We start from the raw sequence: 14,945 nt of genomic DNA on the forward strand, positions 1-14,945 counted from the left end.
AGCTGATGCCTTTTTTATTTCCATATCAGCATGCTGCCGGAAAAAGCCAGTGTGCTGATCAGCAAAAAGCCAATTCTGAATCCTTTTTTCTGCCAGGGTGCAGGCAGCCATTTCCCGCTGAGTTTAAATCCCGCAAAACCGATCACCCCGAAACACTTCATCACTCCTCGTTCCTCTTTCATTTTTTCAAAAATGGCTGGGTCATCAATCTCCATTGCCGCATAAGCTAATGAAAATCCGCCTAAAGCATAAAAAAAGACAGCTGCACTTAATAAATGAAAAATAACTCCCACCTCCCGGACGAACTTTAGTACACCTTATTCAAACCCTGTTAATCTAGCACTTTTTTATAATTAGTTCTAAAAAAAGAGATGTTTTTTAATTCCGATAGAAAAACTATGATTGACATAGTCTTCAATTGTGATAAAATTTAGAAAAATATAATAAACTTATCCAGAGAGGCGGAGGGAACTGGCCCGGTGAAGCCCGGCAACCTGCATGCGTGCAAGGTGCTACATCCAGCAAAATGAAACCCATTTTGGAAGATAAGGTTGATGCCTGAACAGTCTTTCAAACCGGAAGGCTTTTTTTAATGGGTAAGAAACGGGGGACCACTGTGGGTACTGATCAACAACTTGACGCGGTCATCGACAGGCTTAAGGAAATGCTGAACACAATGAGCTATGGTTCTGTGACATTGATCGTTCAGGACGGAAAAGTGATTCAGCTTGAGAAAAATGAAAAAATCAGAATGAAATGAGGATGCTGACCGGACAAACCGGAGGCGTTTTGACAAAAGCGGGCTCCTGTCCTGATGGTAAAAGCTTTTTGTGCGGGACCTGAAAAGTGAGGAGAAGATCAGCATGCTGACATACAAAACATGGCATGAGCAAGAACAGACTTTTGAAACAGACGACGGGTACAGCGGCGCATTGAATGTGCTGAAGTGGGCTTACGGCCATTACGGCGAAGAGATTGTCTATGCCTGCAGCTTTGGCATTGAGGGCATGGTTCTCATTGACCTGATTTCAAAAGTAAAACCGGATGCGTCGATTGTGTTTCTTGATACAGATGTTCATTTCAAGGAAACATATGAAACCATTGAACGTGTAAAAGAAAAGTATCCCAAGCTCCGAATCACGATGAAAAAACCTGCCCTTACCCTTGCAGAACAAGCTGAACAGCATGGAGATAAGCTGTGGGAAACAAATCCGAATCAATGCTGTGCAATCAGAAAGCTTCAGCCGCTGAATGAAACACTCTCTCAGTCAGAAGCGTGGATTTCAGGGCTTCGGAGAGAGCAGTCTGAAACAAGGAAACATGTGCAATTTATCAATAAAGACGACAAGTTTCAGTCGGTAAAAGTCTGTCCTCTCATTCACTGGACGTGGAAAGATGTCTGGCGCTATGTTCATAAAAATGACCTCCCTTATAATCCGCTCCATGATCAGGGATATCCTAGCATCGGCTGTTTCCACTGCACGCAGCCTGCGTTCAGTGCAGATGATCTGCGCTCAGGCAGATGGAGCGGCCAGGGCAAAACAGAATGCGGCCTGCATGGATAAGGAGGGATTGCCGTGCTTGAACTGGGTGCGCTTGCCATCAGTCTCTTTTTCGCCATGAATATTGGAGCGAGCGGGGCCGCTGCTTCCATGGGAGTAGCTTACGGTTCCGGTGCAGTTCCGAAAGCCCGGCATGCCCTATTTATATGCGCCATCGGTGTTTTTGCAGGCGCGTATCTTGGCGGGGGAGAGGTTGTTAAGACAATAAGTGCCGGAATTATTCCGCAGGATATCATTGATGTGAAAGTTGTTCTGATCATTATTTTGTCTGCGACAAGCTCGCTGTTTCTTGCAAACCTGCTGGGAATCCCGCTTTCAACAAGCGAGGTGACGGTTGGAGCCGTTGTGGGAGTGGGAATTGCCTATCAGATCCTATTTATTAAATCACTGATGATTATCATGATGTTCTGGGTGATTGTTCCTGTCGCAGCTTTCGGAATTGCCTGGCTGTTCGGCAAAGGGCTTTATAAAGTGCAGCATAAACCGTTCTTTAAAGACCGTCCGCTCCTTACAGGCATCCTGATACTGGCCGGATTTTTCGAGGCTTTCTCAGCTGGAATGAACAATGTGGCAAACGCAGTGGGGCCGCTTGTCGGGGCCGGCCTGATTTCGGTGCCGGACGGGACCCTGCTCGGAGGAGCATTTGTTGCTCTTGGAGCGATTTTTCTCGGCAAAAAAGTGCTTGAAACAAACGGTAAGAAAATTACCCGGTATTCAAAGCCTGAAGGCATTCTGATTTCCGGTACAGGAGCAGGACTTGTGATTGCCAGTTCCATTTTCGGACTTCCCGTCCCTCTGACTCAGGTGACCTCATCAGCTATTATCGGACTTGGAATGGCGAAAAGCGGAAGCGAGATTCTTCAAAAGCACATTGTGAAGAAAATCATCCGAATCTGGATTGTTTCACCGCTGTTTTCACTTGCCATATCGTATATGCTTGTCAAACTGTTTTTGGAAAAGGATATGTACTCCCTTATCGTTCTTCTGAGTGTCATGCTGGCAACCCTAGGTGCACTGAGCCTGATGAAGGCGATAAAGGATGAAAAGCGTGCCGTGCATGAAGAAGGCGGAGGCATTTAACGTTAAAACCAATTAAAAAGGTCAGTTTAGGAGGAAAAATAAATGAGTTTACATCCGCATGGTGGAGTATTAGTTGATGTATACAATCCTGAAGTCACTGCACATGAAATCGATCAGGTGATCGAAATCGATGCAATGGCTCTCAGCGATCTGGAATTGATCGGAATCGGAGCCTACAGCCCGCTTACGGGTTTTTTAACACAAGAGGATTATGAAAGTGTAGTCAGCAGCATGAGACTTGCAGACGGCACGGTCTGGAGCATTCCGATCACGCTTCCGGTTTCAAGAGAAACAGCAGCGTCGCTGAAGACAGGAGAAAAAGCAAAGCTTCAGTATGGCGGCGAAGTGTATGGGCTGATTGAAATCGAAGATCTCTATGAGCCGGATAAAACGAATGAAGCGATCAATGTTTACGGAACAGCGGATCTCGCCCATCCCGGAGTGAAAAAACTGCATGAAAGAGAAGACATCTATGCAGGAGGCAAAATCACTCTGATCAAGCGTCCCGATAAGCCGTTTAAAGAATATACGTTTGATCCATCAGAAACAAGAGCGATTTTTAAAAGCAAAGATTGGAAAACCGTAGTCGGCTTCCAGACAAGAAATCCTGTGCACAGAGCACATGAATACATCCAGAAAGCTGCCCTTAAAACAGTTGACGGATTGTTTCTGAATCCTCTTGTCGGCGAAACGAAATCTGATGATATTTCAGCAGAAATCCGCATGGAGAGCTATGAAGTATTGCTTAAAAACTACTATCCGGAAGAACGAGTGGAGCTTGGCGTTTTCCCTGCTGCGATGAGATATGCAGGACCAAGAGAAGCGATTTTCCACGCGCTTGTCCGCAAAAATTATGGATGCACTCATTTTATTGTCGGAAGAGATCATGCAGGCGTCGGTGATTATTACGGCACATATGATGCTCAGAAGATATTTGACCAATTTGAAGAAGCGGAGCTTGGCATTAAGCCGATGAAATTCGACCACAGCTTCTACTGCAGCAAATGCGAAAGTATGGCTACAACGAAAACGTGCCCTCATGACAGCGCAGATCACGTCATTCTCTCAGGCACAAAGGTCAGACAGATGCTGAGAAACGGCGAAGTGCCGCCAAGCACATTCAGCAGGCCTGAAGTGATTGAAGTATTGATCAGCGGACTAAAAAAAGAAGTCGTTTCGTAAGAAGGGAGAAACAATGATGAGCAGCAATATCGTATGGCATCAAGCATCTATCGCAAAAGAAGAACGGCATAATAAAAATAAGCATCAAAGCTTTATCCTCTGGTTTACAGGGCTGTCTGCTTCAGGCAAGTCTTCTGTCGCAAACGCATTTGCACGGACATTGTTCGACCGCGGCGCCCAGTCATTTGTGCTGGATGGAGACAACGTGAGACATGGACTGAACAGTGATCTTGGCTTCGGTGAAGAAGACCGCAAAGAAAACATCCGCCGGATCGGCGAGGTTTCAAAGCTGTTTGTGGAAAGCGGGCAGATTGTCCTGACGGCGTTTATTTCACCCTACCGCGCTGACCGAGATCTTGTCAGATCGCTTGTCGGAGAGAATGAATTTCTTGAGGTCTATGTGAAATGTTCTGTTGAAGAATGCGAGAAGCGTGATCCTAAAGGTCTTTATAAAAAAGCGAGAAATGAAGAGATTAAGAACTTTACGGGAATCAGCGCCCCGTACGAGGAACCTCTTCATCCCGAAATCATTATGGACACCGAAAAGCACTCAGTAGAAGAGTGTGTCAAACAGCTGACAAAAGCTTTGATTGAAAGAGGCTTGATTTAACAAAAATATTCTAAAAAATGCTCCGTTTTCCTGATATAGTAGACTGTAAGAATCACTACATCACACGCCGAACGCAGCGAGGCAGTTTTCATATAAGTAAGGAGAGTCTATCAATGGGGAATGTTTATTTAGTAGGTGCAGGACCTGGTGATCCTGAACTGATCACGTTAAAGGCTGTTAAATGCATTCAAAAGGCCGATGTCATTTTATATGACCGACTTGTGAACAAAGAATTGCTTTCCTATGCAAAAGAAGGTGCAGACCTTATTTACTGCGGAAAGCTGCCAGATTATCACTTAATGAAGCAGGAAACAATCAATCATTTTCTTGTCCGCTACGCTAAAAGCGGAAAAACCGTCACCCGTCTGAAAGGCGGAGATCCGTTTGTGTTCGGCCGGGGTGCAGAAGAAGCGGAAGCCCTTGTCAAACACGGCATCCCGTTTGAAATTGTACCCGGCATCACATCGGGAATAGCTGCTGCTGCATATGCAGGGATTCCCGTCACACACCGTGATGTGAGCGCAAGCGTTGCCTTCGTTGCAGGGCACCATAAAAATGATGAAAAAGAAGAGCAAAAATGGGCAAGTCTTGCAAAAGGGATTGATACACTTGCAATTTATATGGGAGTGGGGAATCTGCCCTATATTCAGGAGCAGCTGCTGAAAAACGGAAAGTCCAAAGATACCCCTGCTGCGCTTGTTCACTGGGGAACGACTGACGTTCAGAAGACTGTAACCGGAACGCTTGAAACGATTGCAGAGATTGCCAGAACTGAAAAAATCACGAACCCCAGCATGATCATCATCGGAGAAGTTGTCCGCTACCGCGAAAAAATCAGCTGGTTTGAGGAAAAAGCCTCTAAAGCTGCCATCAGCGGGGTGCTTTAGGATGAAACAGGCTGTTCTATATGTCTGCCACGGCAGCCGGATCAGACAGGCCTGTGATGAGGCTGTCTCCTTTATCAGGCGGATCCAGCCGCACATCGAAGCGGATATTCAGGAAATTTGCTTTCTTGAACTGGCCGAGCCCTCGATTGAAGAAGGATTCGCTGCATGCGTCAGAAAAGGGGCTGAAAAAATCGCGGTAGTGCCCCTGCTTTTGCTGACGGCCGCTCATGCGAAAGAGGATATACCAAAAGAAGTGAAAGAAGCCGCATCGCTTTTCCCGCATGTTGAGGTAACGTACGGAAAACCAATCGGCGTTCATGAAAAACTGGCTGAGAGTGTGCTCAAGCGAGTAACGGAACAGGGAAATCCGGGTCCCGGATCGCTCATCGTCATTGTCGGCAGAGGAAGCTCAGATCCGGATGTGGCAAGAGATTTAAAGGAAATCAGCCTGCTTGTAAAAGACCGTGCAGGCGGGAGCGAAGTGGACATAGCCTTCGTGACAGCAGCAAAACCGAGTCTTGATGATATGCTTGAAAGGGTTGCAGGCATGAGTGACAAACGGATATTTCTTGTCCCTTATCTGCTGTTTACAGGTCTTGTCATGAGAGAGGTTATGAGAAAGGCTTTGTCTGTTCCCCATAAGGATTTAACGGTATGCAGATACCTTGGATACGACAGCGGGGTTGAGGAAGTCTTTACTGAGCGCGTGCAGGAAGCCGTTTCAAACCGGGACGGTGCATTTGACTTTATATATGAGGGAAAAACGCATGCTTCCATTAATGATTGATGTGAAAAACCGGCCAGTCGTCATCATAGGCGGGGGGAAAATCGCATGCCGAAGACTTGCCGTTTTTCTTGAGCAGGGAGCAGCTGTCACAGTTGTAAGCCCTGAGGCTGCTACGGAAATTCAGGAGCTTCACCATGCCGGCATCATTACGTGGAAGCAAAAAGAGGTTCAAAAAGAAGATCTCTCGGATGCGTTCTTAATCATAGCAGCTGCCGGAAGCAGGGAAGTAAATGCCTGGGCTGCAGAAGCGGCAGGAAAACACCAGCTTGTAAACATTGCGGGTGAAGCCGGCCTTGGAAATGTACAAGTTCCCTCTATCAAAAAAAGAGGCAGGCTTACCCTGTCGGTTTCAACAGACAGCGCAAGCCCAGCTATAGCCAAAGAAATAGCCAATCATTTTGCCGGACAGCTGAACGACCCATTCATCAGCAAACTGAACGAACTGCATGAACAGCGGAAACACATTCACGCATCTGATCTGAGCAATGAAGAAAAAAAGAAACTCCTAAAAAAGCTGGCAGATGACTGCATGGAACTTTTATAAAAAAGCATCCTATCTAAGATTAACGGTTTCGGTTCAGAAGGTGCTAAACAGGAAATTGCAAAGTCATTCGCACACCATTCAACAATTAGAATGGTGTGCTTTTTCATTTATATCAATTAAACAGAATATTGGACAATTATGGTAAAATGGGAATATCAGTTATTTCGTTTAAGGGCAGGATTGTTTGATAGGCACTTGAGATGAATTTGAATAAGGAGGATATAAAATGAACGCGATTAATCGTTGGATTGTTTTCACTTTTCTTGCTTTCATTACAGTTTTAATGGTCAACAAAGGAATAGATTTATGGTCTCTTGGATCAAATGTGGATGGCGATGGCATTGGAGTACACTTCTTAGGATTAGAAATAAATGACCGAGTACCAGAAGCGAATATCCCTACATATGCAATGGGTTTCTTTGTTGCAAGTTTTATTACTTTGTTAATTGCCTTTGCATTTGTTGGAAAAACTTTATTGAAAAGTAACACACCAGCACGTTAATTTTTGATAGATATTCAACTAAAGGGGCGAATGCAGCAGGCGATTGTGGACAGTTAGGTATGTAGAGAATGTTATTAACTGTGAAGGAGATGTCTCAGCTGACCAAATCAAGAGGGTTTGTTAGGAATTTATTATTTGGACTAGCAAAAAAACGTAATATAGGATTTACAACCTTTGCCCCTTTAAGACTGGCTCCTGAATATACAAGCATTGATTTAGCAAATAAACAAATAACTGGTGTAGTTAAATATAATAACAAGGTTTATCTAACAGTAAAGGTTGATGTTGAACTGGATGAAACAATCGTCAAAGGAAGCCTTAGAGGTATCTCGCATTTAACAAAACCTTTTAAAAAAAGTCATTACATAGAAATAATTTAATCTGACGCAGAAAATTTCATTAGAAATGAAAAAGATAACTCAAAAGAAGATTGAGATAACCTTTATATATTATTGTTTAGCAATCGGGGGCGATTATCCAAGAAGGGATAATCGCTTCTTTTATTGAACTCTTTAAGAAGTAAGCAAAGATTTAAAAGGTAGGAGGATGACCGTTGGATAAAACAGTTACCTTTTCTTTCGCTAGTTCAAATTATGTAGGTATAGAAGCGACAGAAACATTTAGTCTTAAAGAATTAGGAATTGACGCGGAATTAAATGGTGAAAATTTGAAAACAGAATTAGATAAATTATTTCAGGCTTGGGTTTGGGATAAGATTAATATTTCATTTAGTATTGTAATAAGTGACTAGGTAAAGGTTGTATGTGCTATTTTGAAGGCTGGACAAAAGGTGGCGGTTATCTATAAATGAATAAGAAGCTAGGATATGCAAGTATATTAGCAGGCTTAGTGCTTATGGGCGTGTCAGTAATAAACTTCACCACACCTATTGGTGGAAAGGAAATGTCAATTGGTCATACATATCTAGGTATTTCTGAACCAGTTCCCACTCTATTAGGATTATTTATTGGAGCAGTCTTAATTTGCTGGTCTTTTTACCTTATATGGAATATATCTGCGAAAAAGGCAATTAAATTAGCGGTATTAGCCATAATTGTCATTTCTCTATTTCCAATTGTCATACTATTCTTTTTTGCTGGCTCCATTTAATTTTCTGCTTGGCGATTTATTAAGCAATCGGGTGCTTTAATGAAACAAGAGAGAATCCGTATTAGATTGAGCTCCTTTTTTCGTATGCCGTTTGACGTGCATATCAATACCTATCCGGTCAGTATGCTAATTGTTTATATTAATTAGCATGTTATTTGGCAGTTTACACCTTTCATCCATACCTGTTACCTTTAACAGAGCCTTATCTAAAATGTAATCTGACTCACTGTTGAATTTAAAACATGAGTCTATTTCAAACCTTTTAAAGCTTATTAGAATGCTCCAAGCTCCAGTGGACTGAAGCGGAAGGCACTTGACTCCTGCGGGATGAAGAGGGCAAGGGAGATCCCGCAAGCGCAGCTGAGGAAGCTCCCGGTCCTCCCCGCGGAAAGCAAGTGACTGGAGCGCAAGGGAACGGGTACGATTTGGAATCGACAATGATTATTAAAAAGCCTGTCAATAGAAAAGAGAGGAGTAGTTCACGTCCTCTTTACCTTAAAATGTATCTCATCCTTTTGGCTAGACGTTCAAAAAACGGTGTACGGGAGGACCCTTGACAATTTCGTTCATATGATGAAGCTCCCAGCGCCCCCTGCTATAAACTTGTGACTGCTGCAGCACAAGAGAACGAGTAAATTACATAGTTTTCCTAAGCAAGCAGGAATTCAAAAAAAGAAATGGAATGGTATCAAAGGACTTCTAACAAAAATCTGGAGGAGAAAAAATGAAAAGCCCTGTACTCAACCAAATCGGAACCGTGTTCGTTCCTGTCAGCAATGTAGAAAAAGCACGAGACTGGTACTGCAGCATTCTTGGCGTGGAACCTCAAGGTGAAATTCAGTTCGGCCATCTATATGTTCTCCCGATGCAGGGAACAGGTGCCGTTCTCGACAGCAAAATTTACAGAGAAGGAGAAGCCACAAAAGCACCGTTGTTTCACTTTAATGCCGAAGATATTAAAACAGCTCATGCATTCATTAAAGAAAAAGGAGCTGCTCAGCAATCGGACATTCAGCATGATCATTATTTTACATTCCAGGACCCGGACGGAAACACGCTCATGGTATGCAAATGCTGATTCAGGTAAAAGACCCCGGAAATCGTCATTTCCGGGGTCTTTCTCTTACTTTTTAAGCTTGATTACAAGATCAGGATCCGGCGTGACATAAACCGTCTGCTGGTTGTCGTAGATGACAAAGCCGGGCTTTGAGCCGTTCGGCTTTTTGACGTGACGGACTTTTGTATAGTCTACAGGAACAGAGCTTGAGCCTTTCGCTTTACTGAAGTACGCTGCAAGATTCGCTGCTTCAAGGATTGTTTCATCGCTTGGCTCGGGGTGGCGGATCACGACGTGGGAGCCTGGAATGTCTTTCGTATGAAGCCAGATATCATCCCGGGCTGCCGTTTTGTTTGTCAGGTGATCATTTTGCTTATTGTTTTTTCCTACAAGAATTTCGGTGCCGTCACTGGATCGGTATGCTTCCAGCACGATTTTTGCCTGTTTGGCCTTTTTGTTTCCTTTTGTCTGTTTCTTTTTAAGGTAGCCGCCTTCCATGAGTTCCTCGCGAATTTCCTCAATATCCTTCGGTGAAGCGGATTCGATTTGCTGGAAAAGGTTTTCGAAGTAGGCAATTTCTTTTTCGGCAAGTGAAATCTGCTCATTTACGTAGGCGACAGATTTCTTGGCTTTGTTGTATTTCTGAAAATAGGCCTGTGCATTATCTGACGGCGTTTTTTGAGGATTCAGCGTGATGGTGACCGTATCCCCGTTATAGTAATTGATGACATCCGCCGATGCATCTCCCCGCTTAATAGCGTACATATTGGCTGTAATCAGCTCTCCCTGAAGCTTGTACTTTTCAGCTTTTTCAGCATCCTTTAACGTTCCTTCAAGTTTTTTGATTTTCGTTTTATTTTTTTTGATTTCATTCTGCACGAACCGTTCAAGATCATTTCCCTGCTGCTTCACTCTGTCCCTTGCTGCTTTTCCGTAATAGTACCGGTCAAGCATTTCCGATATGGTTGAAAACGGCTTTTGTCTGCCTTCCAGGTGGGTGAGGGGAAGAATGTAAAAATAATCTTTTTCCGGAAGTTCAATCATGGCAGGCGAAAGATGATGCTGCTTGATTTCGCCGACAAGAGAAAGAAAGGCCTGCGGCAGACTGCTTCTGTTGGCAAGGCCTGCGCGGAACAGGATCTCGCGTGCAAACAGCGGGGAGATCCCTGAGAACTGCTGCATGATCTGCTGGTCTAATTTTCCTGCGTTAAAATCGAGCTTCCGGAGCACGGTTTCTTCTGTTGCTTCAAATGGATCGGCTTTCATCTGCTCAGGGGGCAGCACATATTCCTGTCCTGGCATCACCGTCCGGTGGCGGTTTACAGCAGGTGAAAGATGCTTGATGCTGTCAAGAATCATATTCCTGCCGCGGTCTATCAAAATGATATTGCTGTGTCTTCCCATGACTTCAATGATCACCCTCTTGTAGGTGACATCTCCAATTTCGCTTCGTCCTTTCACATCGATATAGACAATCCGCTCCATACCAATCTGTCCGATTTCCTCAATGACTCCGCCTTCAAGATGCTTTCTCATCAGCATGCAAAACATTGGAGGCTCACTCGGATTTTCGTAGCTCTCTTCTGTTAAGTGAATTCTTGCATAGCTCGGGTGGGCAGAAAGCAAAAGCTTATGATTGGCTCCATTTGAGCGGATCACAAAAATGAGTTCGTTTTTATAAGGCTGATGAACCTTTGAGATTCTGCCGTTTTCAAGTGAGTTCTTAAGTTCTTCTGTTATCGCATATGTAAACATGCCATCAAATGACATCGCAAGCACCCTTTTCTATAGCTGTTTAGGAAACAATTGTTCATTCGAATTATTATAGCATTTTTTCGGACAGGTCTGAATAAATTGGCATTAGAAGAGATTGTCCTACTATTTAGAGCATTGAGAGGTGTAATAATCATTCATGAAATGGCATGAAGTGAAACCTGAGGAAGTACTAGAGTCCATTCATTCCAGCAGGGAAAACGGTTTGTCTGAAAAAGACGTACAGAAACGGGTCAGGCACCACGGATTTAATGAACTGAAGGAAGCGGAAAAACCTTCAGCCTTTTTAGTGTTTCTTGAGCAGTTCAAAGATTTTATGGTCCTTGTCTTGCTCGCAGCAACTCTCATATCCGGTTTGCTCGGCGAATACATTGATGCCATTGCGATTATTGCCATTGTGCTGGTAAACGGGATCCTTGGTTTTTTTCAGGAACAGAAAGCAGAGAAGTCTCTGCAGGCCCTGAAAGAAATGTCGGCGCCACAGGTCCAGGCCCTCAGAGAAGGTGAGTGGACAAGAATTCAGTCGAAGGACCTAGTTCCGGGTGATATCGTAAAGTTTTCGAGCGGTGACAGGATCGGGGCAGATCTAAGGCTGCTTGAAGCAAAAAGCCTTGAAATTGAAGAATCAGCCCTTACAGGTGAATCTCTTCCTGTTGCCAAATGCACAAACGCCCTTTCTGACAGTCACGCAGGAATTGGGGATCTCGTGAATATGGCGTTTATGGGAACGCTTGTGACGAGGGGGAATGGTGTCGGGGTTGTTGTCGCGACCGGAATGAACACCGCGATGGGACAGATTGCAGATCTTCTTCAATCTGCTGAAACGCTTGAAACCCCGCTGCAAAGACGGCTTGAACAGCTTGGCAAAATTCTCATCATTGTAGCCCTTGCCCTTACATGTTTAGTAGTAGCTGTCGGAGTCATACAGGGACATGCGCTTTACGATATGTTCCTTGCAGGAGTGTCGCTTGCCGTAGCGGCAATCCCGGAGGGGCTCCCTGCAATCGTGACCGTTGCGCTGTCTCTTGGGGTCCAGCGGATGATCAAACAGCGTTCAATTGTCAGAAAGCTTCCCGCTGTTGAAACGCTTGGCTGCGCATCTGTCATTTGTTCGGATAAAACAGGTACGATGACACAGAACAAAATGACGGTTACGCACATCTGGTCGGGCGGGACAACGTGGAAACTGAGCGGAACAGGCTATCAGCCAAAAGGCGAGTTTTTTATCAATGACCAGAAAGTGCTTGTGAAAGACAGCAGGCCGCTGCAGCAGATTCTGACGTTCGGCATGCTCTGCAACACAGCAGAAATAACCGAAAAAGATGACGACTATGTTCTCGACGGCGATCCGACTGAAGGGGCTATGGCTGTTGCCGCGATGAAAGCGGGACTGTCGAGAGAATCTCTTCTGAATCAGTTCAAACTGGTGGAAGAGTTTCCTTTCGATTCAACAAGAAAAATGATGAGTGTCATTATCGAGGATAAAAACGGTAAAAGATTTGCTGTTACAAAAGGCGCTCCTGATATTCTTCTGAAAAAACTTGATTTTGTTCTATGGGGAGAAAAACAGCATGCTGTATCTTCAAAATATGAAGCGGAAATCATGGGAGCGATCGACAGCCTTGCTTCCCAGGCACTGCGAACGATAGCAGTTGCATTTAAACCTGTAGCCGTACAAAGTGTGTACCATCAGCATGAAGTTGAGAGAAACCTCGTGTTTCTTGGGCTGCAGGGCATGATTGATCCTCCGCGTCCTGAGGTAAAACAGGCCGTGAAAGAATGCAGGCAGGCCGGGATTAAAACCGTCATGATCACAGGGGACCATGCGAATACAGCACGCGCTATCGCCTCTCAGCTTGATCTCCTTCCTCCAAATGGAAAAGTGCTGGACGGTGCGGCACTGTCTGCCATGTCGGATGAAGAGCTTGCGGCGGTTGTGGAAGATGTCTATGTCTTTGCAAGGGTTTCGCCCGAGCATAAGCTTAAAATTGTTAAAGCGCTGCAAAGCAGGGGACACGTCGTTGCCATGACGGGTGACGGGGTGAATGATGCTCCTGCAATCAAATCCGCCGACATCGGGATTTCAATGGGCATAACAGGAACAGATGTCGCAAAAGAAGCCTCTTCTCTTATTCTGGTTGATGACAATTTTGCAACCATAAAACTTGCTATTAAAGAAGGACGCAATATATATGAGAATATCAGAAAATTCATCAGGTATCTGCTTGCCTCAAATGTCGGCGAGATTCTCGTTATGCTGTTTGCGATGCTCCTGGCCCTGCCGCTGCCGCTCGTTCCGATTCAGATTCTGTGGGTGAACCTTGTCACAGACGGACTTCCGGCTATGGCCCTCGGTCTTGATCAGCCTGAAGGTGATCTGATGCAGAGAAAACCGAGGCACCATAAAGAAGGTGTGTTTGCACGCGGTCTCGGATGGAAAGTCATTTCAAGAGGGTTTTTAATCGGTGCTGTCACTCTGGCTGCCTTCATGATTGTCTATTACAGAGACCCGGAAAACTTGATCTATGCTCAGACCATCGCGTTTGCAACGCTCGTCATGGCCCAGCTGATTCACGTTTTTGACTGCAGAAGCGAGCGGTCCGTATTCTTAAGAAATCCATTCGAAAATCTTTACCTCGTCGGAGCAGTCATTTCATCCGTCCTGCTCATGCTTGGTGTCATCTACTACGCTCCGATGCAGCCGATCTTCCACACAGTTCCGATTCTGGCCAGAGACTGGCTCCTTGTTCTCGGCCTGTCCGCCATTCCAACTTTTTTGCTGGCGGGGTCACTTTTGACAAGTAAAAAAAGGGAGAATATGCTATAATTTTAAAGGTAATAGAGTTCTCTATTACCTTTTCTTTTGTTTAAAGACACAGAAAAGCATTTCTTATGATATGATCAGAGAATTGGATGTGATAAAAATGGTATGCAGCATGACAGGATACGGACGTTCAACTGAGAGAAATGATCAACACACCATAACAGCCGAAATGAAATCGGTTAATCACCGTTTTTTTGAAATTAACGTAAGAATGCCTAGACAATTGATGTCTGTTGAGGATAAAATCAAAAAAGTGATCTCATCCGAGGTTAAAAGAGGACGGGTTGAAGTATACATAACGATTGAAGGCGAAGCGCTGGCAGAACGGGTCATTGAAGTTGACTGGAAGCTGCTTGACCAGTATGCGGATGCTGCGTCTGAAATGGAAAACCGGTATCAGACCGGGAGCAGGCTGAAGCTTTCAGATCTGTTTAGCCTCGACAGTGTCTTTTCGGTGGCTGAAATGGCTAAAGGAAATGAAACACTTGAAGAATTAATTCTTTCGGCTGTCAGGGGTGCTGCCATGCAGCTTAAGGATATGAGGCGCGAAGAAGGATCCTATCTGAAAATTGATCTTCTGAAGCAGCTGTCTGAAATAGAGGGATATGCAGACGAGATTGAAAAGCATGCCCCGGACGTTGTGCTCCGTTATAAAAACAGGCTCGAAAAGAAGATGGCTGAGCTGTCAGGCGGCTCCATCGATGACAGCAGAATCTCAGCTGAAGCAGCCCTCTTTGCTGACCGGGCGGACATATCAGAGGAGATTATAAGAATAAGAAGCCACCTTCTTCAGTTCAGGCAGACAATGGAAAAGCCTGAGCCTGCCGGCAGAAAGCTTGATTTTCTTGTTCAGGAGCTGAACCGCGAAGCAAATACGATCGGTTCAAAAGCGAATGACAAGGAAATCTCGAGATGCTCAGTCGAACTGAAAAGCGTCATTGAAAGAATTAAAGAACAGGTTCAAAATATTGAATAATTAGAAGTTAATCGTTTATGCCGGGCCTTTTAGGGCAAAAATAGGGTTGTC

At 44.6% G+C, this 14,945-nt stretch carries 17 protein-coding genes and 1 riboswitch; of the genes, 15 read left to right on the forward strand and 2 right to left on the reverse strand.

The genetic code is table 11. From position 1 onward, the window contains the following. Positions 1–14: 14 nt before the first annotated feature. Complete coding sequence (locus JOJ89_RS09090; protein ID WP_203290137.1) at positions 15–293, reverse strand: hypothetical protein; 279 nt, start codon at positions 291–293, stop codon at positions 15–17. 153 nt (positions 294–446) lie between these two features. Continuing rightward, positions 447–552, forward strand: a riboswitch (SAM riboswitch). A 64-nt stretch (positions 553–616) separates the two neighbouring features. Between JOJ89_RS09090 and JOJ89_RS09095 the strand changes: the two genes are divergently transcribed. From JOJ89_RS09095 to JOJ89_RS09155, 13 genes are all read left to right on the forward strand, one after another. Beyond that, a complete protein-coding gene (locus tag JOJ89_RS09095) occupies positions 617–760 on the forward strand; it encodes a YezD family protein (protein WP_081414071.1) in 144 nt (47 codons plus the stop codon). Positions 761–863: 103 nt separating this feature from the next. Continuing rightward, positions 864–1,565, forward strand: a complete 702-nt coding sequence (locus JOJ89_RS09100) for a phosphoadenylyl-sulfate reductase (protein ID WP_203290138.1) — start codon at positions 864–866, stop codon at positions 1,563–1,565. Positions 1,566–1,619: 54 nt separating this feature from the next. After that, positions 1,620–2,642 carry a sulfate permease gene (locus JOJ89_RS09105; RefSeq protein ID WP_051827179.1) on the forward strand — a complete coding sequence of 341 codons (1,023 nt, stop codon included), beginning with the start codon at positions 1,620–1,622 and terminating at the stop codon, positions 2,640–2,642. A 42-nt stretch (positions 2,643–2,684) separates the two neighbouring features. Then, positions 2,685–3,824 (forward strand): sulfate adenylyltransferase, encoded by a 1,140-nt coding sequence (gene sat, locus JOJ89_RS09110; protein ID WP_203290139.1) that lies wholly within the window; start codon positions 2,685–2,687, stop codon positions 3,822–3,824. A 16-nt stretch (positions 3,825–3,840) separates the two neighbouring features. Next, a complete protein-coding gene (gene cysC / locus JOJ89_RS09115) occupies positions 3,841–4,434 on the forward strand; it encodes an adenylyl-sulfate kinase (RefSeq protein ID WP_203290299.1) in 594 nt (197 codons plus the stop codon). Between the two features lie 113 nt (positions 4,435–4,547). Then, on the forward strand, positions 4,548–5,321 hold the full coding sequence (gene cobA / locus JOJ89_RS09120) for a uroporphyrinogen-III C-methyltransferase (protein ID WP_203290140.1): 774 nt from the start codon (positions 4,548–4,550) through the stop codon (positions 5,319–5,321). 1 nt (position 5,322) lies between these two features. Continuing rightward, on the forward strand, positions 5,323–6,108 hold the full coding sequence (locus tag JOJ89_RS09125; protein ID WP_203290141.1) for a sirohydrochlorin chelatase: 786 nt from the start codon (positions 5,323–5,325) through the stop codon (positions 6,106–6,108). Beyond that, positions 6,089–6,652 (forward strand): NAD(P)-dependent oxidoreductase, encoded by a 564-nt coding sequence (locus JOJ89_RS09130; protein WP_203290142.1) that lies wholly within the window; start codon positions 6,089–6,091, stop codon positions 6,650–6,652. Before JOJ89_RS09125 ends, JOJ89_RS09130 begins: the two co-directional genes overlap by 20 nt. A gap of 226 nt (positions 6,653–6,878) precedes the next feature. Beyond that, the gene (locus tag JOJ89_RS09135; RefSeq protein ID WP_203290143.1) at positions 6,879–7,154 is read left to right on the forward strand and encodes a hypothetical protein; all 276 of its coding nucleotides are present in this window, start codon (positions 6,879–6,881) and stop codon (positions 7,152–7,154) included. 89 nt (positions 7,155–7,243) lie between these two features. After that, positions 7,244–7,534, forward strand: a complete 291-nt coding sequence (locus JOJ89_RS09140) for a hypothetical protein (protein WP_203290144.1) — start codon at positions 7,244–7,246, stop codon at positions 7,532–7,534. Positions 7,535–7,707: 173 nt separating this feature from the next. After that, positions 7,708–7,905 carry a hypothetical protein gene (locus JOJ89_RS09145; RefSeq protein WP_203290145.1) on the forward strand — a complete coding sequence of 66 codons (198 nt, stop codon included), beginning with the start codon at positions 7,708–7,710 and terminating at the stop codon, positions 7,903–7,905. 56 nt (positions 7,906–7,961) lie between these two features. Beyond that, the gene (locus JOJ89_RS09150; protein ID WP_203290146.1) at positions 7,962–8,264 is read left to right on the forward strand and encodes a hypothetical protein; all 303 of its coding nucleotides are present in this window, start codon (positions 7,962–7,964) and stop codon (positions 8,262–8,264) included. 724 nt (positions 8,265–8,988) lie between these two features. Beyond that, the gene (locus JOJ89_RS09155; protein ID WP_203290147.1) at positions 8,989–9,342 is read left to right on the forward strand and encodes a VOC family protein; all 354 of its coding nucleotides are present in this window, start codon (positions 8,989–8,991) and stop codon (positions 9,340–9,342) included. A gap of 45 nt (positions 9,343–9,387) precedes the next feature. Here JOJ89_RS09155 and JOJ89_RS09160 read toward each other — a convergent pair whose 3' ends face one another. Continuing rightward, a complete protein-coding gene (locus JOJ89_RS09160; RefSeq protein WP_203290148.1) occupies positions 9,388–11,091 on the reverse strand; it encodes an Rqc2 family fibronectin-binding protein in 1,704 nt (567 codons plus the stop codon). A gap of 142 nt (positions 11,092–11,233) precedes the next feature. Here JOJ89_RS09160 and JOJ89_RS09165 point away from each other — a divergent pair, with 142 nt between their 5' ends. Both JOJ89_RS09165 and JOJ89_RS09170 read left to right on the forward strand, forming a co-directional pair. Further along, positions 11,234–13,921: a calcium-translocating P-type ATPase, SERCA-type gene (locus tag JOJ89_RS09165; RefSeq protein ID WP_203290149.1), complete on the forward strand. Its 2,688-nt coding sequence runs from the start codon at positions 11,234–11,236 to the stop codon at positions 13,919–13,921. A gap of 97 nt (positions 13,922–14,018) precedes the next feature. Then, positions 14,019–14,894 carry a YicC/YloC family endoribonuclease gene (locus tag JOJ89_RS09170; protein ID WP_203290300.1) on the forward strand — a complete coding sequence of 292 codons (876 nt, stop codon included), beginning with the start codon at positions 14,019–14,021 and terminating at the stop codon, positions 14,892–14,894. The last annotated feature ends 51 nt before the right edge of the window (positions 14,895–14,945 follow it).

It is taken from the genome of Metabacillus sp. cB07 (genome assembly GCF_016839225.1).
GTDB lineage: Bacteria > Bacillota > Bacilli > Bacillales > Bacillaceae > Bacillus_P > Bacillus_P indicus.

Coding starts and splice junctions, on each gene's coding strand:
- JOJ89_RS09100 (WP_203290138.1), top strand. CDS start 864: ATGCTGACATACAAAACATGGCATGAGCAAGAACAGACTTTTGAAACA.
- JOJ89_RS09105 (WP_051827179.1), top strand. CDS start 1,620: ATGAATATTGGAGCGAGCGGGGCCGCTGCTTCCATGGGAGTAGCTTAC.
- sat (WP_203290139.1), top strand. CDS start 2,685: ATGAGTTTACATCCGCATGGTGGAGTATTAGTTGATGTATACAATCCT.
- cysC (WP_203290299.1), top strand. CDS start 3,841: ATGAGCAGCAATATCGTATGGCATCAAGCATCTATCGCAAAAGAAGAA.
- cobA (WP_203290140.1), top strand. CDS start 4,548: ATGGGGAATGTTTATTTAGTAGGTGCAGGACCTGGTGATCCTGAACTG.
- JOJ89_RS09125 (WP_203290141.1), top strand. CDS start 5,323: ATGAAACAGGCTGTTCTATATGTCTGCCACGGCAGCCGGATCAGACAG.
- JOJ89_RS09130 (WP_203290142.1), top strand. CDS start 6,089: ATGCTTCCATTAATGATTGATGTGAAAAACCGGCCAGTCGTCATCATA.
- JOJ89_RS09135 (WP_203290143.1), top strand. CDS start 6,879: ATGAACGCGATTAATCGTTGGATTGTTTTCACTTTTCTTGCTTTCATT.
- JOJ89_RS09140 (WP_203290144.1), top strand. CDS start 7,244: ATGTCTCAGCTGACCAAATCAAGAGGGTTTGTTAGGAATTTATTATTT.
- JOJ89_RS09150 (WP_203290146.1), top strand. CDS start 7,962: ATGAATAAGAAGCTAGGATATGCAAGTATATTAGCAGGCTTAGTGCTT.
- JOJ89_RS09155 (WP_203290147.1), top strand. CDS start 8,989: ATGAAAAGCCCTGTACTCAACCAAATCGGAACCGTGTTCGTTCCTGTC.
- JOJ89_RS09160 (WP_203290148.1), bottom strand. CDS start 11,091: ATGTCATTTGATGGCATGTTTACATATGCGATAACAGAAGAACTTAAG.
- JOJ89_RS09165 (WP_203290149.1), top strand. CDS start 11,234: ATGAAATGGCATGAAGTGAAACCTGAGGAAGTACTAGAGTCCATTCAT.
- JOJ89_RS09170 (WP_203290300.1), top strand. CDS start 14,019: ATGGTATGCAGCATGACAGGATACGGACGTTCAACTGAGAGAAATGAT.